Raw genomic sequence first — 18876 nt, 5'->3', positions numbered from 1 at the left:
GCTGGCGACTCTTGCGGCAATGCAGGCCTTCGGCTTCATTTTCCCGCTGGCAAAGGAGGGCCTGCCGCCTTCGTCCCCTTCGGCGGTGGCCATGGCGAAGGAGCTGAAAGTACTCGAAGAAGTGCCGCGCCCCGTGGAGATGCTGATGGCCGCCACCATGGGCCGCCAGGGCCAGCCAGCAGTCTATGTCACCACAAGGCCTGCCGACATTGATGCCATCCTGGCCAAGCAGTGGTACGACGGCCTGACGGCAACCTACACCGAAAGAAGCTGGGAGCTTTCGCTGAACATGTTCGAGCTCAGCGGGGGCGTGGACAACCTGCGCCCTGTGGTGAACAGGATCATGAAGGCGGAGCCGTCAGCCGTTATCATCGTAGATCCCGAAAATCAGGCAGCACTCAATCACATCCTGGCCACCTTCGACAGCTGAGAATGGGCAGCCCTTTGTCAGCCGGGGGCTTTGGATCAGGCATTGAACGCAGGCGACGGCGGTACCTTCCGCAACCGCCGTCGCCTGCGTTCTGCTGGCTATGCTCAGTAAGGCTGAACGTCCGGCTGTGCGTCAATCCATGTGCTGAGCCGTTCAATGCCCTGTTCCAGGTTGTACTGAGGCTTCCAGCCAAGTGTTGCCTTGGCAGCTTCGACGTCAGCCCACGCGTGCCGCACATCGCCCTGGCGGTACTGGCCCGTGACGTGCGGATCGGGTGCGCCGTAGCGGGCCGCGATGATCTTGGCGGCGGTGCCGATGGTTTGGAATTCCCCGGAGCCAATGTCCATGGGTTCTCCTTGAACGGTCGGGGAAAGTGCTCCAGCCACGATAGCCGAGGCTACGTCGTCGATGAGCACGAAGTCACGGCGGACCTCGCCGTCCTCGTACAGAGGAATTGACTTGCCGCCCATGGCCATGCGGCAGAACAAACTCATAATCCCGGTATAGGGATTGATGAGGGACTGGCCGGGTCCGTAGACATTCTGGAGGCGCAGGATAACCGTCTCAACGCCGTAGGACTTTGCCCATGCCTGGAGGATGTTTTCCTGGGCGAGCTTTGTGGCGCCGTAGACGCTGACAGGAGCGGGGAAGGTCTCGGAGGCCTTCATAGCTGCAGGCGTCGCATTGGGGAAGTCCCACTGTGCCTTGTCCAATGTGGCGCTGGTGCGCTGTCCCGGGTAGAACCTGTGCCCTTCGGCATCGTCCCAAGGGCCTTCGCCGTAGACCGCGCGGCTGGAGGACAGGACAATCCGACGGGGGAGCTTGCCGTGGCGGTTCAGTCCGTCAAGCATCTGCGACGTTCCCACCACATTGACGTGGGCGTGCCGCGTGGACTCCTCCAGCGACTGCCCCGTCCCGGTCTCGGCGGCGAGGTGGATGCAGACGTCGGGAGCGACGTCTGCGAGGACCTTGTCCCACGTTTGGGCCTCGGTAATGTCAGCAACCACCAATTCGGCGCCTTCGTGAAGCCCGGCCGGCCGCTCGCCGGAAGCGTGGATCTGCGGGTGCAGATTATCCACCACCACCACGCGGCCGAAGTTGGCTACTAGGTCGCTCGAGATGGCGCAACCGATGAAGCCGGCGCCACCGGTTACCAGGACTGTTCCCTGGGTCCCGGCTTCGGAGGTGGTTGTTGTCATGATGGGCCTTTCTGAAGCTGACATCTAGTTACCGAATGTGTGGCTGAGGAGGACCTTCGCTGCCGGAAAGTTCCTGCTGCCCAAGGCCTTGGGCAGCAGTGCGAGGGCGTGGGCGCGGGATGTCAGGCGCAGGTTCGCAGCACGTGAGGCCTTGGTCCAGCCATTGAGTCTTGCCTGTTCTGCCGACACCTCGAAGTACTCTCGTTCGCCGGCAAAGCGGGAGCCGTCAACCAGCTTTGTGGAGGAGGCACTTTCCGAGTGGCGTCGGTAAGCAAAGCACACGGTGGGTTCGAGCAGGAGCTGGTCGCCGCGGTAGACCATGTCCATGACCAGCGCGAGGTCTTGAATGATGGGAAAGCCGGACCGGAATTCGACGGCACGAATTTTGTCAGTGCGGAACGCTAGGGAAGGCCAGTAGAGCCAGTCGCCGTGCATCAGGTTGACCGCAAGAGACTCGCCAGACAGGAGACGCGGCCCCTGGGTCCGGGGCCGGACAAGGTGCTGCTTGGTTATGTCCACCAGGGTTCGCACCGCGGTGCCATCCCCGTCGATGACACGGACGCCAGGTTGGATGATGGCGGCCTCGGGAAACCTCTGATGGGCGGCGTTGATCACCCTGACGTAATTGGGCAGGAGTACATCGTCGCAGCCCAGGATGACCATGACCTCTTCGGTAGCGAGGGCGACGCAGGTCTTGTAGTTCTCAGTGATTCCGGCGTTCTGTTCCTTGCGGATGTACTTGACGCGGGGGTCCTCGATCCCGGCCATGTACCTCTGGATCTCGTGGTCAGGGTAAGCATCGTCAACAACGGTGAGGAGCCAGTCGTCAGAGTCCTGTTCGAGGACACTTCGGACCGTCTGCTTCATGTAGTCCGGGTCGCCCCAGTAGGGAATGAAAATATCAAGTGCCATAAGAGATCCAATGCTTTTTGGGGCAATGCGGCTTTAGCCGCGGTCAAGGGGAGCGGGCTCGTTTGCTGGCGAAGTCCGGGAAGGCTCCGCCAATTCGGCGTCCAGCCTGGCTTCCAGCCGTTCGATATGGGTTCGCAGGATTGCTGCTTCCTCGGCCAGGGTTCGGGTCTCATCCTCCACGACAGAGATTTCCCATGAGAGGTGGAGGCAGACGCCCAGCGCCAACAAGATGGTCATGGAGAACAAAAGGTTGGAAGGGACCTGGACACCGAGGAGCCGGGCTGTCTGGGCCAAAAGCTGTGGGAAGGCCGCAAGGACCAGTGTGGCCAGGCCGACCACAAGCCAGAGCGCCGCATACTTCTCGCGGAGCTTCTTCCGGCGGAGCATCTCGACCACGAGGACGACGATGACAAGGGCAAGTATGAAAGCAGCCAGAACGGGCAAGATCATGCACTTTCGAGTTGGGGGGAAGTTGTTTGGATCTGCGAGCGTCGCCGTGTCAGGGCGAAGAGCAGGGCAAACACCGACCGGCCTAGGTAGATGGCAGATTTCAGTGGATTGTGGCTGGGCGTTCCGCCTTGGCGCGCCCGCATCTCTACGGGAACCTGGGTGATCACGCAGCCGGACCTGATGGCTACAACCAGCGAGTCGATGGTGTCGCCCAGGTACTCGGCAGGGTAGTGGTCGATGAACTGATCGATGCCACGGCGGTTGGCCGCCTTGAATCCAGAGGTAACGTCCGTCAGGCGGGTATGGGCCAGGGCGGAAATGACCTTGGCGAGCAGGACCATGGCCCAGCGCCGTGGTCCGGTGACCTTGTAGGTGCCGCGGTCCGCGAAGCGGGCGCCGATGGCAATGTCCGCCTCCGCCAAGGCAGCCAGTACCCGGGCGATTTCTTTGGGATCATGCTGGCCGTCGGCGTCCACCTGAATGACGGCGTCGTATCCGTTCCGCTTTGCGTACTTGAAGCCGGCACGCATGGCCCCGCCTACGCCGAGGTTGAAGGGGAGGTCCAGAACCACGGCTCCAGCCTCTCGGGCTACGGCAGCCGTGCTGTCCTGGGAACCGTCATTCACGACCAGAACGTCATATGTCTCACGCAGCGCCAGCACTTCGCGGACTGTATTGCCAACGGACTCCGCTTCGTTCCACGCCGGCATAATGACGAGGGCGCGGGTGTAGGGGGGGATTGACATAGGTACTAATCTATACCAGAACCGCTGCCGGGGGTGGCGGGTGGAGCCGCTACAGGCATCTCCGACGAGGGCGCTTGGGGCTTTCCCACGCCATATGCGGCGCGGATGTGGCGGCGGTACAGATAGGCGTACAAGGAAGGCGCCAGCTTGAGTAAAAGGGCGCCGGCGCCGATGACCTTGTGCACAGCGAGGGTCCGGTAAAGCATCCGCCAACCAAGGTCCTTGCGGCACTCGGTTACCGTGGCTGCAGCGGCGGGCGAGCCGGTACCGCGGGCAATTGCGCTTTGGGCCACAAGCAGGATTACCAGCGAGCGCATGCAGTCATACGCGGCTCCGTACTTGCCTTCCTTAAACCGCTGGTCCAGGTGCTCGGTCAGGTGGTTCATGGCCACAGTGGTGTCCGCTACCGTGGGAACCCTGCCCCATGTAAGGGAAGCATCCATGATGTAGTACCGGTAAACCGGCGTATCGATCGATCGGACCCTCCGGGACAGCGAGTGCAAGATGACGTTGACAGCCATGTCCTCGAACCGCGCGGCACCTTCGGCGAACCGGACCTTGCTGAACAGTTCCCGCCGATACAGCTTGTCCCATGGGAACGGAGTGAGCTGGTCACACATGGCCAACCGGCAGGCTTCTGCGCCGTCGAATTCGCCGAGCGCGCGCGAGCCATTGCGCGTTTCCGTACCGTTCGACTGGACTACGATTCGGCCGCCGACTACAAGGTCCACATCCGGTGCGGTGGCCGCGTGCATGGTCTCGAGGAATGCAGGCAGGTACTGGTCGTCGCTGTCGATGAAGCTGATCCAAGCTCCCCGGGCCGCTTCAAGGCCGGCGTTACGGGCCGCCGACACTCCTGCATTGGAGGGCAAAGCGATCACCGTTAGATTTCCGAACTCCTCCTCGAGCTTCCTGGCCAAGTCCAGCGTTCCGTCTGTGGAGTGGTCATCCACAATAACCAGTTCGAAATTTGGGTCTGTCTGGGCCATGACACTCCGCACCGCCCGTTCCAGAAAGCCGGCGGCGTTGTATGCGGGCAGAATTACGGTGGTCCGCGGCATGTCGGGATTGTTCGTCACGGGGCTTCCTTTGTTGGGGAGGTCGGCAGGGAGAACGGCGTCAGATCAGGCGGGCGAAGCAGCAGCGGGGTTGCCGGTACGCACGATCGAGGCGACATGGATAGCTGCGCCCACGACGGGTCCTGCCGCCAGGGCGACTGTCGTCCGGACGGACAGGGGCAGCGGCAGCAGGAGGCAGAGCACGCTGACAACCGTGCCGCTGACCCAGCCTGCGGAATAGCCACGGTGCATCCCCACTGCCAGGGCTGCCGTGCCGGTAAGCGTCAGGACAGCCATTAGCGCGGCGTCGAATGTCAGTGCGGCCAGAAGCCAGGCCGGTACATCGTATTTGCCCGGGAACAGCAGTTCCATGAGCCAGGGGCCCAGCAGACCAGCTGCGATCCCGCCTGCCAGACCCACGCCGAGGAAGAGGGCAGCGGGTTTGATCAGCGCGTGGACGCCCCGATCGCGCTGGTTCACGAACGCGGCGATGGCCACGCCCTGGAACGCCTGGAGCGGAACCATGATTGGCGCCCTCGTGAGTTGGATGGCGAGGAGAAGTCCGCCGGCCGCGGCAAGTTCCTGCGCACTGCTGGTGAAACTCAGGATCACGGGGAATCCTACGATGAGGGCAGCAGTGGCGCTTGAGGAGAGCATGGCGTGGCCGGTCTGCTGCAGGTATGCCGTGCGGGGCACATCGGCGCGGGCAGCTGCGGCGTGGCGTGCAGTTGGTGAGAACAGGAGGAAGACCAGCCAAAGGACCGCCGCCAGCGCGCAGGCGAGTTCGAGTCCCAGGAGTCCGACGCCGAGCAGGGCCACGGTGCCTACAGTTGCCAGGCGGAACACCGCCTCCGCACTCATCAGTTTGGAGTACAGGTTCCAATCCTGGGTTCCTGCTGAGGCGCCGGCCAGGGCGGAATGGCCAGAATAGGCGATTGCGGCGGCGGCCAAGGTGGGCAGGAGCCAGGGGGTGTTACTGCCGAGGACGGACGGCGCCCACAGCCAGGAGGACGCCAGGACAAGGACGGCAAGGATTCCCCCCACCAGCACCCCGTTTGCCAATACCAAGGGGTGCTGTTGTGCGCAGGCGGGGTCGCTGCCCAGAGTTTCCGCGGAGCGGACAGCGCGGGTGGTCTCGCTCTGTATGCCGGAGAGCACGCCAAAGATGCCAAACAGTGCGCCCCAAAACACGCTGAACTGTGCATATTCCTCGGGGCGGAGGTGGTTTCCGGCAATCACCAGGATAACGAACCCTGCAGCCGCGGAGACAATGGAGGCAGCGCCCACGCCCGACGCACTTCTGGAGCTGATAGTCCTGTCAGTGGCAGCATCATGCTCCTCCTCTGGTTGCGCAGAGGCGGGCTTCTTCCAAGGCAAATTCATTGAGGGCTTTCCGTGGCGACGCGATGCCTGGCTTTCCCAGGTGCCTTTCGATCTTACGGTAAGGCGTGCAGGGGCATGCCTGAGCGGGACCGGGTCAGCGGCATCCTGGCTACTTCGCAGATTCCGGCCCCTTTTGCACCGGAAGTGTCCGAACGGTGAAGCAGACTGCCCCTGGTGGTTTCCGGGAATCCGTGATGGGAAGAAAAGTCCATGCGTTGATGAGTCGAGCCCGTTGCCGCCGATAGAATCACGTCCAGGAGCCAGCAACGCACCGGCCCCGGTGATGGCCGTCCGTCTGGAAAACCCTTATTCCATCAAGCAGTCAGGTGAACATGAAGCACATTCGGGTTCCCGCTCTATCCACGGTCCTCAGCATCCTGTTTCTACTGGCCGGACTCTTGGTCGGCACCCCGGGTTGGGCTGCGACACCAATCCAGGACAAACATCAGGCCCTTGGGGGACCTGCGGGCAATCTTGGAGCTGCCATCGGCGGAGAAAAATGCGGGCTTACCGGCGGCGGCTGCTACCAGGACTACCAGCGCGGCCAAATCCACTGGACGCCCGCGACAGGAGCCCGTGCCACGTGGGGTGCGGTCGGCGGACTCTGGCAGCAGCAGGGGTGGGAACAAGGCCGGCTCGGGTACGCGGTCACGGATGAGGTCTGCGGGCTCGTCAGGTCGGGCTGCTACCAGAGCTTTCAGGGCGGACAAATCCACTGGTCGCCTGCCAGTGGCGCGCAGCAGACGCTTTGGGGGGCAATCAGGAACAGGTGGGCAGGTGGAGGCTTCGAATCGGGTCCGCTGGGCTATCCAATGGCCGCCGAACGATGCGGTCTCAGGGCAGGTGGCTGCTATCAGTCCTTCCAGGGAGGTCAGGTCCATTGGGCGCCGGGTATCGGCGCATATGCCACCGGAGGCTCCATTGATTACGTCTGGGGAACGCTCGGATGGGAGAACGGGCGTTTGGGCTATCCCTTGACCGAGGAGTTCTGCGCCGGTGATGCCGGCTGCACCCAGAATTTCCAGGGCGGCATCCTGACCTGGCACCCATCTACGGGCGTTACCGTCACGTACTACCAGCCGGGGGAGTACCAGCGCGTCATCAATAAGCGCAATCCTCTCTCGCCCATCGATTATGCGCCTTCCGACATGGTGAATGTTGGGGGGTACCCCTTGCGTTACCAGGCAGCCGTAGGCTTCTGGCAGTTTGCTGATGCTGCAAGTGCCTCGGGTGTTCCGGTGACCGTGGTCAGCGGCTTCCGGAGCTACGCGACCCAGGCGTCGCTCTACAACAGCTACGTCGCTATGTACGGGCAGGAACGCGCTGACACGATATCGGCCCGGCCCGGATTCTCCGAGCATCAAAGCGGGCTGGCCGTCGATATCGGGAACCCTGGTGGAGCCTGTGGACTCCAGGACTGTTTTGCCCAGACGGCAGCCGGGCGATTCGCGGCAAATCGTGCCCATGAGTTCGGCTTTATTGTCCGGTACCCGGCAGGAATGAGCTACTGGACAGGTTATGCCTACGAACCTTGGCATCTCAGGTATGTCGGCAAGGACGTAGCCATCGACATGCACCGCCGTGGCATCGCCACCCTTGAGCAGTACTACGGATACCCGCCGGCGCCCGGTTATTGAGCCCAAGTCCTAGAGGGGCCTGGATACCCGGACGGATGACATGGGACCAACAGCCAGCCGGTAACCTATGAATATGTCGCGACTCCTCGTAACCGGCGGTGCCGGATTCATTGGCTCAAATTTTGTCCACTACGTCCTGGAAAATACAGATGACCGGGTCACTGTGCTGGACAAGTTGACCTACGCCGGGAACATGGAATCTTTGCGGGGCCTTCCCGAGGACCGTTTTACGTTTGTTCAGGGAGATATCGCTGACGCCGAGGTGGTGGACCGCCTGGTGGCCGAGACCGACGTCGTTGTCCATTACGCGGCGGAGTCACACAATGACAACTCGCTCCATGATCCGCGGCCGTTCCTGGACACCAACATCATTGGTACCTACACGCTGATCGAGGCTGCGCGGAAGCACAATAAGCGTTTCCACCACATTTCCACGGACGAGGTCTACGGCGACCTGGAACTGGATGACCCGGAACGGTTTACGGAGCAAACGCCGTACAACCCCTCCAGCCCTTATTCCTCCACGAAGGCCGGCTCTGACCTGCTGGTCCGCGCCTGGGTCCGTTCCTTCGGCCTGCAGGCGACCATCAGCAACTGCTCCAACAACTACGGGCCCTACCAGCACGTGGAAAAGTTCATCCCGCGCCAGATCACCAACGTAATCGACGGGATCCGGCCCAAGCTTTACGGCAAGGGAGAGAACGTCCGCGACTGGATCCATGCCAATGACCATTCCTCGGCCGTGCTGGCGATCATCGCCAAAGGCAGGATCGGTGAAACCTATCTGATTGGCGCCGACGGGGAGAAGAACAACAAGGACGTTGTTGAACTGATCCTGAAGCACATGGGCCAGGCCCCCGACGCGTACGACCACGTTGTCGACCGCCCGGGCCACGACCTGCGCTACGCCATCGACTCCACCAAGCTCCGCGACGAGCTCGGCTGGGAACCAAAGTTCTCCAACTTCGATGCCGGCATCGAGGACACCATCGCCTGGTACCGCGAGAACGAAAACTGGTGGCGCCCGCAGAAGGCCCAGACCGAAGCCAAGTACAAGGAACAGGGCCAGTAGACGATGTCGATCGAGTTTTCAAAGAAGCTGACCGCACACGAAACGCCGATTCCCGGCGTCGTCCTGTACGACTTGCCGGTCCATGGTGACAATCGTGGCTGGTTCAAGGAGAACTGGCAGCGGGAAAAAATGGTGGCACTCGGGCTGCCGGACTTTGGCCCAGTGCAGAACAACATCTCTTTCAACGAGAAGGCAGGCACGACCCGCGGAATCCACGCCGAGCCATGGGACAAGTTCATCTCGGTGGCCACCGGGAGGATCTTCGGCGCCTGGGTTGACCTGCGCGAAGGCCCGTCGTTTGGTGCCGTTTTCACCGCTGAAATGGACCCCAGTCAGGCGATCTTCATTCCGCGCGGCGTGGGCAATGCCTTCCAGACCCTGGAGGACAACACGGCCTACACCTACCTGGTCAACGACCACTGGTCAGCGGATGCCCAGGGCCAGTACACCTTCCTGAACCTCGCGGACGAGACGGCGGCAATCGGCTGGCCGGTGCCGCTCGAGGAGGCAGAACTGTCCGTTAAGGACAAAGCGCACCCCCGCCTCGCGGACGTTGTGCCGATGCCGGCCAAAAAGATCCTCGTGGTAGGTGCCGACGGCCAGGTGGGCAAGGCCTTACGGGAACAGTACGACGGCGATGCAACAGTTGAGTTTGCCGGCCGTGCGGGCTTCGATCTGGGCAGCGAGGCGTCCTTCGCGGAGCGGAACTGGAAGAACTACTCAACAATTATCAATGCCGCCGCGTACACCGCGGTCGACGCCGCGGAAACCGCGGAAGGCCGTGCGGCTGCCTGGGCCGTCAATGTTGCTGCCGTCGCGCGGCTGGCGCGTACCGCCGTCGACCATGACCTCACCCTGGTGCACGTCTCCTCCGACTACGTCTTCGATGGTGCGCGGGAGAGCCATGACGAAACTGAACCCTTCACCCCGCTGGGTGTTTATGGCCAGACCAAAGCCGCCGGCGACGCCGTCGTCAGCGTGGTTCCCCGCCACTACATTGTGCGGACCAGTTGGGTTATCGGTGAGGGAAACAACTTCGTGCGCACCATGGCATCGCTCGCCGGCCGGGGCATCGAGCCGTCCGTGGTCAACGACCAGATCGGCCGGCTCAGCTTCACGGAAGATATTGCCGCGGGCATCCGGCATCTCCTGGAATCGGGGGCGGAGTACGGAACGTACAACCTCAGCAATGACGGAGAGCCACAGTCATGGGCAGACATCGCCGGTGATGTCTATGAGCTGATGGGCAAGCCGAGATCAGCGGTCACCGGTGTCAGCACAGCCGAATACTTCAGGGATAAAGCGGCTGCGCCCAGGCCACTCAACAGCACTCTGGACTTGGGTAAAATTGTAGCCAGCGGTTTCACACCGGCCAACGCAGCTACCGTTTTGAAAAAATATGTACTAGGGCGACCGTAGTCAGAAGGTTCGCGACGCTGTGGGCTTGGCATCGGCTAAAACACGAAGACAACAAGAATCCCGTAGCCAGTCCTTAGCCTCATTCGTCAAGGCCACCAGCGTCTGCAGTTCATTTTGACCAGTAACTGCATGACGACAGGGCGTTTAGCTCGACGCTCGGCACTACGTCTGCACTGGAATCCCCGAGCCAAGCCAGCCCTCGCCGGCTAAGAGTGTCCGGTTCGATGCTTGTCGACGGGCACAACGTCGGTCGGTAAGATCGAGGGACAGCGACCGGTAAGATGGGCTAGTCTCAAATCCCCAGATTCCTCGGAGCTCACATGCCGCGTAGTATCGACCGACACGAATTGTGGTTCGGATCCAGGCTCAATCCGCGGAGGAACAGCCTAAACCTCATCAGACTCATTCTTGCTCTCGCAGTTCTTGTTCACCACTGCTGGCCCTTGATGGGGTTAGGCGGAGGACCGGAATTTGCAGGGGAATGGCTCGGTGGCTGGGCTGTTGCAGGATTCTTTAGCATTAGTGGCTACCTTATTACGGGCAGCCGACTCAACAATCGACTCGGTGACTACCTGGTGCATCGTGTTGCGCGGATTATGCCAGCTTTTTTGACTTGTCTTCTTTTTATGGTGATTGTAATTGCCCCCTTAGGGTACTTGGCGGCCAAGGGAAGCCTGAGTGGGTACTTATCAACGACCACCACGCCATTGAACTATGTGTTCTCGAACATGTTTCTAAAAATGCAGCACGCAGATATTGCCGGGGGGCCCTACAATGTTCCCTATCCCGGCGCCTGGAACGGTTCGCTATGGTCCCTTTACTACGAATTCGTTTGCTATCTAATTATTGCAGCATTGGGATTGTTTGCGCTAGTCAGGAAGTCGCCGTGGCCTATTACTATCGCCTTCGTCGCGAGTGTGGTCGTTCAAGCAAATATTGAAAGAGTAAGTGTATTCTTAGGGCAGAATTATGACTTTGTTCTCCTGATGCGACTTTTGCCCTTTTTTCTAGGTGGTTCAGTCCTGTTCCTGTGGCGGCATAGAGTGGGACTGCATTGGATACCGGGCGTACTTGCTATTTTGTCCTCTCTGATCATTATGTCCGCCTTCCCTGGTTGGGGAGGTCCAGCCTGCGGCGCCTTGGTAGCATATGCCTTGCTCTGGATTTCTTCTTGGCTGCCCAGTCCTGAATTTATTCATCGCAACGACATTTCATATGGTGTTTACATATATGCCTTCCCGATTCAGCAGCTACTGTCTGTATATGGGCTACATCAGCTCGGTTTGGCCGCATATATGACTCTTTCTAGCGCAATTACCATTGGCCTGGCGCTTATGAGTTGGTTTTTTGTGGAGCAGCCGATAATGAAGCGGGTTCGTAAAGGAAGAAGTAATCCGGAGCCCCCTAGGAATGAGTCAAAGTCGTCTCTTCCGGAAGAAACGAACGGGATCAAGAAACGGCGATCGATAACTGCTATTACACAGGTGAACTGAATGCCACTTTTGGGCAGTAGAGCCGGAACTGTTGGTCAAGACAGCCCTGGAAGTCGTGACGCTAGCAACACCCACCCAAAGGGCCAACACGGCCGTGACCAACGTGTACCAAATCCAGCCCATCGCATAGTACGGGCAGTAATCGTGGGCTTGAGTCTGCTTGTAATCGTGCTGGTGGGACGAGTAGGCGTGGGGCAAAGCGGATTCCTTATCTTAGCCAGCTCGGGAATTCTGTTGCTGGCGGTGCCTACTTCGCGCTTCCTCTCCCGGCGCATTCTTATCGGTCTGACGACAGTCTTCGGTGTCACGCCCGTTTTGTGGTGGTTCCCTCTTCCTATCCAGGCCGCGGGGAGGGCGACGTTCTTGGTTGCGCTACTCGCAGCTGGTCTGGGGGCTTGGGTGGCCTACGGGGAGAAGTGGCGTTTGCGTCTTCGCTCGCTGCTTCCGGAAATTAGGGCAATCGATTTTCTCCCGGTGGTTACCGCGCTTATGTCTGCCGGAACGCTCATGAACTTCCTCAAGACAAGGACGTCTGTCGATGCCCTGACACTTTTAACCATGAACTGGGATAACGCCTCTCATTTCGATATGTATTACATGTTGAGGACGCATGGAAGAACTATTGGTGCGCTCGGCGCTTCGCCCGACGGTAGTGCATGGCAGTTTCATAATTACCCGCAGGGCTTCCATGCCACGGTGGCCTTACTGGCTGAGTTCGTAAGAGGACCCTTACCAGCTGACCTTCATGGGGAGCTGGTTGCGTACACAGTACTTAGCGCCGTCGTATCTACAATGGCCGCCACCCTCGTCGTTGCGGGATTGTGCTCCATCCCCATGTTTCGACGTAGATTTGGCATTGCTGCTCCCGCGGCCATCTTCGTCGCCGCAGGATGGGTCTATGGTCCTGGCGCCGCGGCCACGATGCACGGCTTCCAAAATTTTTATGTCGCGGCCGCTCTTGTTGCGGCTTTCCTGGTCCTAATGATCCTCCAGACAAAGGTTTTTTCCCACCCACTCCTGCTGTTGGCCTCTGCCTCGGCCGCCGTCGGCGTTGCACACAATTGGATTCTTTTGGGATCGCTGCTCTTTGGGGCCTGCGTTGTCATTCTTCTGCCGCTCAACCGACGAAGATGGGCCGCTTCTCGTTTCGGTTATGTCCTGGCAACTGGCACAGCCGTTTTCGGGTTCTGTGCCCTTCTTCTTGCCGTCAGGCAACTATCGTCCGTCTCTGCGGAAGATGTGCTCTATGCAGTTGGCGGCGTGCCTATTCCGGACTTTGGTGTGGTGGCAGCTCTCCTTCTGGGGACTTTTGGCATTAGTCTCCTGGTCCGGTCGAGTGGAAGTAGTCGACTCGTGGATTTTGTTGTCTATCAACCCCACCGTGTTGCCAATGGCGCCTGGGCAATCGTGGCCGGCCTTATCGTGCTCGCAGTCATGGCCGCTGCCCAGATCTCGAAATCCGGAGCGTTGTCTTACTATTCAATTAAGTTGATTCTTGCGCTGGAACTTGTTGCGCTGGTCGTCTTCGCACTTGCTGTTGTTGCCTATTTGCATTCTTTTCCTCAACGTGATCTTAGGCGACCATGGTGGAAATGGACATCCGTTCTGGCTCTCGGGCTCGCAACGACACAATGTTTCGGGCTAACGTTCGACACAAGAGCTTTTGGCCTGACGCCGAGCGCCGAGTCGGCGCTTGAGATCGAAAGACAGCGTGTCACTTTGGACAGTCCCGTACCACAGCACGTCGAAGCGCTGTTTAGGGCCGTAGAATCAAACTGGGCTTCGCCCGCGGCGTACCTCACAACATACGGCAAAGACTTCGATGCGATTCTAGCCTTCCAGTGGTATGACGCATTGACCGGCACTTACACAGAGAAATCGTCGGCTAAGTTAATGCCGCACCTCTTGCCACTTTGGTCTGGCGTTGAGGGACTCCCAACGGTGGTCGAAGCACTTAGGCGTGAGGATCCTGAAGTCCGAATTATCGTGGATCCGGAGAACCAGGACTTGCTTCGGCAACTGCTCAGCCTTTCCCGGTAGAATTACCGACTGAGATGCCCCACTTATGCGTGGGTGACCCGTTAGGTCGTGCCCTGACCGCGTGGTCAGCAATAGCATCTGTAGAAGACCATCTACTATTTCAGGACGCGTAATACAGTCATGGCAGCCACGGTAAACAGCAGCACTCGCGTCTCACCACGTGTCCGACCGGACATACAGGCCCTCCGTGCCCTAGCGGTAGTGGCGGTGATGGTTTACCATCTTTGGCCCCTGAATGTCACGGGTGGCTATGTCGGTGTCGACATCTTTTTCGTTATTTCCGGTTTCCTGATCACAGGTCAGCTTTTGCGCGAGGCACGGCAGACGGGATCAATTCATTTAGGTCGATTCTGGGCGCGCAGGGCGCGACGTTTGCTTCCAGCCAGCCTCACTGTCATTGGCGCTTCTCTGGCAGCTACCGTACTCTTCGTCCCGGAGTATTTCTGGAAGCAGTTTCTCTCTGAGTTCATCGCCGCCACTCTGTATTTCCAAAATTGGCGTCTACATTGGGACGCGGTCGACTACTTAGCGCGAGATAATATTGCCTCCCCCGTGGAACACTTTTGGTCCCTGTCCGTCGAGGAGCAGTTCTATCTCGTATGGCCCTTGCTGGTTATTTTGGTCTGGCATTCTTGTCGTAGTGGCTCGAATCGGAACCGCCAGTTGCTGACAGCCATAGTTCTCGTCTTCATAACCATGGCCTCGCTTGCATTTTGTATCGCTGAAACCTCGAAGAATCCATCGGGTGCGTACTTCGCCACGACCACGCGAGCGTGGGAGTTCGGAGTGGGAAGCCTGCTGGCATGCTTACCATCAAAATGGTCGGCTGCACCGCGCCGACTGCAACAGCCCGTCGTTTTGGCAGGGTTCACCCTCCTCGTGTGCTCTGTCTTCATTTTCACTGACGACATGGCATTTCCTGGCTTCTTAGCGATAGTTCCTGTCGCTGGAACGGCAGCCGTAATCTGGGCTCAGGCGGATAATCCGACTTCCGTCGCAGGAAGGCTGCTGGGTGCTAAGGCACTGCAGTTCATCGGAAATAACTCCTATTCCGCCTACCTCTGGCACTGGCCCCTGATTGTCGTGCTGCCCCATGTGGTGGGCGAACCGTTGGGATGGCAATGGCTAATTGTCGTCCTAGGGCTAAGTTTTGCACTGGCCATCATCACTCGAAAGCTCGTCGAGGATCCTGTCCGACATAGTAATCGTCTCCGACAGAGTCACAGCTCGTGGACCTACGCGTTTAGCGCAGCAGGAATGGCGGTCGTCGTAGCTACAACAGGAGCAGTAGCTGCCAGTGCATCTGCTATACCGTCGGGCGACGCGACAAATGTTGAGAGGGCATTCAGTAACGGCTGCTTAGGTGCAGGACCGGCTCTGGCGACGACGCGGAATTGCGACGATCCCACGCTCAATAATGTTCTGGTTCCCAGAAGTGCCGATTTGGATGCGGATAGCGGCAATGCCTTTGATTGCTGGATTGACCAGAACGAGGAACTAAAGAGTTGCAGCTACGGGCCCGAGAACGGGAAGCTTCGGGTCGCCCTAGTCGGTGACTCCCACGCCGCCATGTTGATTCCTGGTCTAGTTCCACAGTTGGATAGCGTCAGTTGGAAGCTTGAAACGTATGTGGGCTGGGGATGCCAGTGGACTGTTTCAGTCGAGAATCAGTGCAAGGGTGCTAGGGACGCAATAAAGGATCGGCTCTTAGACGGGGATTACGACCTTGTCCTGACGACCGCCGCGCGGCATGCCTATGCGGGACAGCCCTATCAGCAGGCGGTGGAAGACTATGCGGCCGCTTGGAAGCCCGTGGTGGACAGTGGAGTTCGAGTCGTCGCAATAGCTGACAACCCCATGCCAGCCGCGACCGCCCGGCAATGTCTTATCGGTGCTCGCGATGATCATGAAAAGGCGAAACAGTGTGCCACTGACAAGTCAATCGCTAATGCTCTTCCGGATCACCTCATCGATGCAGCTGCTGTCGGAGGAATTCCGCTTCTCCGCCTGGACGAAGCATATTGTCTTGGTGAACGGTGCCCGATGGTCATCAATCACGTTGTGATTTACCGCGACGAATCGCACATTACAGCTACTTTCAGTAGGACTCTTGGCCCAGAGATAGTGCATAGGCTCCAGAGAATCCTGAGCCATGGATGAGGTCAAGGGACTGCTCCGGACGTTGAATTGTGGTGATTACCTAGTGTTGCCGGTCTCGGCGATGGTCTGCTCGAATTCATGTTCCGGATAATCCTTTCCTGGCGATCATGGATCTGCTGGCCGGGACGTGGGTGATGCTCGGATACTGGGCGCTGTTCCGCGGCCGCTGATTAGGGAGATCGAAACAGGCATCGGCCGACGGAACAGCTACGCCGCGGAGCCGCGGCGATCGCCCGGGTTTGTGACAAGTATCGTCCAGGTCGAACGCCGCGGCAGACGCGAAGAACGAGGGCGTAATGGAGTGGCCCACCAGTTCCTGGGAACTTCCTTCCCGGCCGGGTCTTCGCGTCCCCAAAGAGATTCAACGACCAGCTCGGTGACTGACTCAACGTCCGGCTGGTCAGGCGGATCCGCGCGGGTGGTGGACATGCTCGATGCGGACAAAGCAGCCCCGTAACCGGTGGTGAAACACCCGGGCTGAGGGACCTGGCCGACTGCGACCAAGCTGTCAGCGATGGTCGAAAAGTGAGCCATTTTGCAAGCCGTTACAATGGCTCACTTTTCGACCGTCACCGACACAAGCCTGGGGGCGTGGATGACGATCCACCAGTGCGTGAATCTGTGTTTCTTTCTCGACGATGGAGCAGCCCATTGCACGAAGGGCGACTATCAGTTCCGTTAGCGACGGTAGACGCTGACACCGGCCTTCGGGGTCCAGATGAGGGACCCGCCCTGGAAATCTTGCCGGCATTCGCCCGAGGAGGAGCAATACTCATTTGTAAAGGGGTATCCCAGCCAGCCGTTTTCGAAGTTCTGGGACGCCCAGACTCCTCTGATTGAGCCAAACGGGCTGAAATGCGCGCCTGTGGTTGACGACCAGATCATTGAGCCGCCCTGGAAGAACTGGTAGCAGCCACCATTCTTGAGCCCGCATACTTCCTTGCTGACGGGATAGCCGGGCTGCCCACCCTGCGCGCCGAGGCTTCCGTAATTAGCCCTAATGGCGCCCGCTGTGACCGCATAGGCCCCAGAGCCTGATGACCACAGGATGTCTCCTCCTTGGAAGGATTGGGAACATCCGCCGGAAGCCAGACCACACACTTGGCTGGAGGTCGGGTATCCCAGGGGGCCGTTTTCAAAACCCATGGAAGCGTAGCGGTCCCGGATGGGACCCGCGAGGCTGATCTGTGCTCCAGTAACGGAGTTCCAGATGACGGCTCCACCTTGGAACATCTGGTAGCAGCCGCCGCCTTTAAGGCCGCAAATTTCGGGGCCCAGGACGGGGTATCCCAAGGGCCCGTTTTCGGATCCCGACCGCTGGTAAGTCCCGCGTATTGCTCCGTCACGGACTGAGTGGGCTCCCGTGGCAGGGGACCATTGGATCGACCCGGCCTGGAAAATCTGGTAGCAGCCGTTGTTCACCAGCCCGCAGGCTATTGGTCCCCAAGGGTTCCCTAGCCACGAACTGGACGCTTGGTATTCCCGATTGAAGGCTTCGTCGATGCCACTCCCGGCACGGGCAAAACGCTGCAAGCTTGCATAATCGCCGTTCCACACATTCGAGTCGCCGGCAAACGGCCCGGTGCTGCTGTACTGCCACATGCTGTAGCCGCTCCAGCTGGCAGTGGGAACCGGTCCGGCGTTGTTCGTAGGCGAGCTGGGGTAGGCGGCAATCCAGAGCGGGTAGTCACCAAATCCTGAAGGGTTGGCGAGGCATTGGTTCCACCAGCTTGTGTTGGTATATATGACCGGCAATCGGCCGGTCAGCGCCTGCATGGTGTTCCCGAAGTCCCGAACCCAGGACTGAAGCTGCGACGGGGACATGTTGTAGCAGGTGTTGCCGAAGTAAAAACCATTGATGGTGCGGCCCTCATACGGATTGAACTCGAAGTCCAGCACTGGCGGCATGGTGTAACCGTCTGCAGACCAGCCTCCGCCGTTTTGCACGAAGTACCGCGCCTGGTCGGCTCCTGATGACCAGTTGGGAATCGCAAAGTGATAGGCGCCGCGAATCATCCCTACGTTTCGCGAACCCTGGTACTGCGAGCTGTACGAAGGATTCTTGTAGTAGTTGCCTTCTGTCGCCTTGACATAAGCGAAACGTGCACCCATGTTCCACTGGTGCTGCCAGTCCACACTGGGCTGGTGTCCGCTTACGTCCAGTCCCTGAACACCGAACGTGGGCATCCAAGTGCCCTCGCTGGACAAAGACTCCGTACTAAGCCTCTTGACGGGCCCCGACGGAGCAGCAGCGGTGACGCGAGCGGACCGCTGTCCCATTTCAGCTCCGCCCACCCCGACTGCTTCCGCCATCGACTGCGCTGTTGTCGGCGCCGGCTGGGGAGAAGTCGTGTCCACTGAAGCCGTCTCTGTCGGCGTAGGGGACGGGGACGGCACGGCAGGCAACGGTGACACAGCATCCGACCCTGCAGTTGACGGGGAAGTCGGTACGGGACCCGGCGTTGCAGTTGCGGGGGAGGAAACAGCCGGCGCAGGAGTGGGCTCCACGGTGGTTTCAACGCCCGCTACACCTGGGCTGGCTGCAAGGGTTGCAGCCAGAAGCGCTATTCCCAAGGACATAAACGCGGGGCGACGGGACTGAGACAGGTTCCGCTTCATTTTTGCTCCGGAGACAATGCGGCGCTTCGCCGAGCGCTCATTTGGTTTGCTGCGCAGGTGATTTCCCCCCAGGGAATGCACAGGGCAGGTGGTGGTTCAACAGTTAACGCGCTCACCTTAGCACTGCTGTTACCACTGCAACTAGTGGTTCAGTTGTTGCTGCTGTGATTTGTGCCTCCCGACCGTGCACTGCGGCCGCAGGCCCTGGACAGGGAGGGGATTCGCTGCTTTTGATTGCTTTACCGCCGTGATACGCCA

At 59.6% G+C, this 18876-nt stretch carries 14 protein-coding genes; 7 read left to right on the top strand and 7 right to left on the bottom strand.

The annotated features are described in order from the left end of the window. Positions 1–91: 91 nt before the first annotated feature. Positions 92–430, top strand: a complete 339-nt coding sequence (locus ABRP28_RS08055) for a hypothetical protein (protein WP_374152952.1) — start codon at positions 92–94, stop codon at positions 428–430. Positions 431–534: 104 nt separating this feature from the next. On the opposite strand, the gene ABRP28_RS08050 is transcribed toward ABRP28_RS08055, so the two are convergent. The 6 genes from ABRP28_RS08050 to ABRP28_RS08025 are packed head-to-tail and all read right to left on the bottom strand — an operon-like array spanning position 535 to position 6082. Beyond that, positions 535–1629: an NAD-dependent epimerase/dehydratase family protein gene (locus ABRP28_RS08050; RefSeq protein WP_350001748.1), complete on the bottom strand. Its 1095-nt coding sequence runs from the start codon at positions 1627–1629 to the stop codon at positions 535–537. Between the two features lie 24 nt (positions 1630–1653). Then, on the bottom strand, positions 1654–2541 hold the full coding sequence (locus tag ABRP28_RS08045; protein ID WP_350001746.1) for a glycosyltransferase: 888 nt from the start codon (positions 2539–2541) through the stop codon (positions 1654–1656). A gap of 33 nt (positions 2542–2574) precedes the next feature. Further along, entirely contained in the window at positions 2575–2991 is a 417-nt protein-coding gene (locus ABRP28_RS08040; protein ID WP_310111065.1) for a DUF2304 domain-containing protein, read from the bottom strand. Continuing rightward, positions 2988–3737 carry a glycosyltransferase family 2 protein gene (locus ABRP28_RS08035; protein ID WP_350001745.1) on the bottom strand — a complete coding sequence of 250 codons (750 nt, stop codon included), beginning with the start codon at positions 3735–3737 and terminating at the stop codon, positions 2988–2990. The genes ABRP28_RS08040 and ABRP28_RS08035 overlap by 4 nt, the downstream gene beginning before the upstream one ends. A 5-nt stretch (positions 3738–3742) precedes the next feature. Beyond that, positions 3743–4816: a glycosyltransferase family 2 protein gene (locus ABRP28_RS08030; RefSeq protein WP_350001743.1), complete on the bottom strand. Its 1074-nt coding sequence runs from the start codon at positions 4814–4816 to the stop codon at positions 3743–3745. Positions 4817–4861: 45 nt separating this feature from the next. Beyond that, a complete protein-coding gene (locus ABRP28_RS08025) occupies positions 4862–6082 on the bottom strand; it encodes a hypothetical protein (RefSeq protein WP_350001742.1) in 1221 nt (406 codons plus the stop codon). Between the two features lie 428 nt (positions 6083–6510). Between ABRP28_RS08025 and ABRP28_RS08020 the strand changes: the two genes are divergently transcribed. The 6 genes from ABRP28_RS08020 to ABRP28_RS07995 all read left to right on the top strand — a co-directional run bounded on the left by ABRP28_RS08020 (position 6511) and on the right by ABRP28_RS07995 (position 15999). After that, the gene (locus ABRP28_RS08020) at positions 6511–7815 is read left to right on the top strand and encodes a D-alanyl-D-alanine carboxypeptidase family protein (RefSeq protein ID WP_350002129.1); all 1305 of its coding nucleotides are present in this window, start codon (positions 6511–6513) and stop codon (positions 7813–7815) included. Positions 7816–7888: 73 nt separating this feature from the next. Continuing rightward, on the top strand, positions 7889–8887 hold the full coding sequence (gene rfbB, locus ABRP28_RS08015; RefSeq protein WP_350001741.1) for a dTDP-glucose 4,6-dehydratase: 999 nt from the start codon (positions 7889–7891) through the stop codon (positions 8885–8887). A gap of 3 nt (positions 8888–8890) precedes the next feature. Further along, a complete protein-coding gene (locus ABRP28_RS08010; protein WP_350001739.1) occupies positions 8891–10306 on the top strand; it encodes a bifunctional dTDP-4-dehydrorhamnose 3,5-epimerase family protein/NAD(P)-dependent oxidoreductase in 1416 nt (471 codons plus the stop codon). Between the two features lie 320 nt (positions 10307–10626). After that, positions 10627–11799 (top strand): acyltransferase, encoded by a 1173-nt coding sequence (locus ABRP28_RS08005; RefSeq protein WP_350001738.1) that lies wholly within the window; start codon positions 10627–10629, stop codon positions 11797–11799. Between the two features lie 150 nt (positions 11800–11949). Beyond that, positions 11950–13839: a hypothetical protein gene (locus tag ABRP28_RS08000; protein WP_350001736.1), complete on the top strand. Its 1890-nt coding sequence runs from the start codon at positions 11950–11952 to the stop codon at positions 13837–13839. Between the two features lie 120 nt (positions 13840–13959). Beyond that, positions 13960–15999 (top strand): acyltransferase family protein, encoded by a 2040-nt coding sequence (locus tag ABRP28_RS07995; RefSeq protein ID WP_350001734.1) that lies wholly within the window; start codon positions 13960–13962, stop codon positions 15997–15999. Between the two features lie 678 nt (positions 16000–16677). Here ABRP28_RS07995 and ABRP28_RS07990 read toward each other — a convergent pair. Then, positions 16678–18186, bottom strand: coding sequence for a GH25 family lysozyme (locus tag ABRP28_RS07990; RefSeq protein WP_374152951.1), 1509 nt, complete (start codon positions 18184–18186; stop codon positions 16678–16680). Positions 18187–18876: the final 690 nt, after the last annotated feature.

Source organism: Pseudarthrobacter sp. WHRI 8279, from assembly GCF_040224115.2.
Classification (GTDB): Bacteria; Actinomycetota; Actinomycetes; order Actinomycetales; family Micrococcaceae; genus Arthrobacter.
Note: the sequence above shows the minus strand (reverse complement) of the source record. Positions and strands in the feature narration are given on the sequence as shown.

Bases quoted from the DNA above. Each gene is read 5' to 3' on its own strand.
- ABRP28_RS08055 (WP_374152952.1), top strand. From the start codon at position 92: ATGGCGAAGGAGCTGAAAGTACTCGAAGAAGTGCCGCGCCCCGTGGAG.
- ABRP28_RS08050 (WP_350001748.1), bottom strand. From the start codon at position 1,629: ATGACAACAACCACCTCCGAAGCCGGGACCCAGGGAACAGTCCTGGTA.
- ABRP28_RS08045 (WP_350001746.1), bottom strand. From the start codon at position 2,541: ATGGCACTTGATATTTTCATTCCCTACTGGGGCGACCCGGACTACATG.
- ABRP28_RS08040 (WP_310111065.1), bottom strand. From the start codon at position 2,991: ATGATCTTGCCCGTTCTGGCTGCTTTCATACTTGCCCTTGTCATCGTC.
- ABRP28_RS08035 (WP_350001745.1), bottom strand. From the start codon at position 3,737: ATGTCAATCCCCCCCTACACCCGCGCCCTCGTCATTATGCCGGCGTGG.
- ABRP28_RS08020 (WP_350002129.1), top strand. From the start codon at position 6,511: ATGAAGCACATTCGGGTTCCCGCTCTATCCACGGTCCTCAGCATCCTG.
- rfbB (WP_350001741.1), top strand. From the start codon at position 7,889: ATGTCGCGACTCCTCGTAACCGGCGGTGCCGGATTCATTGGCTCAAAT.
- ABRP28_RS08010 (WP_350001739.1), top strand. From the start codon at position 8,891: ATGTCGATCGAGTTTTCAAAGAAGCTGACCGCACACGAAACGCCGATT.
- ABRP28_RS08005 (WP_350001738.1), top strand. From the start codon at position 10,627: ATGCCGCGTAGTATCGACCGACACGAATTGTGGTTCGGATCCAGGCTC.
- ABRP28_RS07995 (WP_350001734.1), top strand. From the start codon at position 13,960: ATGGCAGCCACGGTAAACAGCAGCACTCGCGTCTCACCACGTGTCCGA.
- ABRP28_RS07990 (WP_374152951.1), bottom strand. From the start codon at position 18,186: ATGCCCACGTTCGGTGTTCAGGGACTGGACGTAAGCGGACACCAGCCC.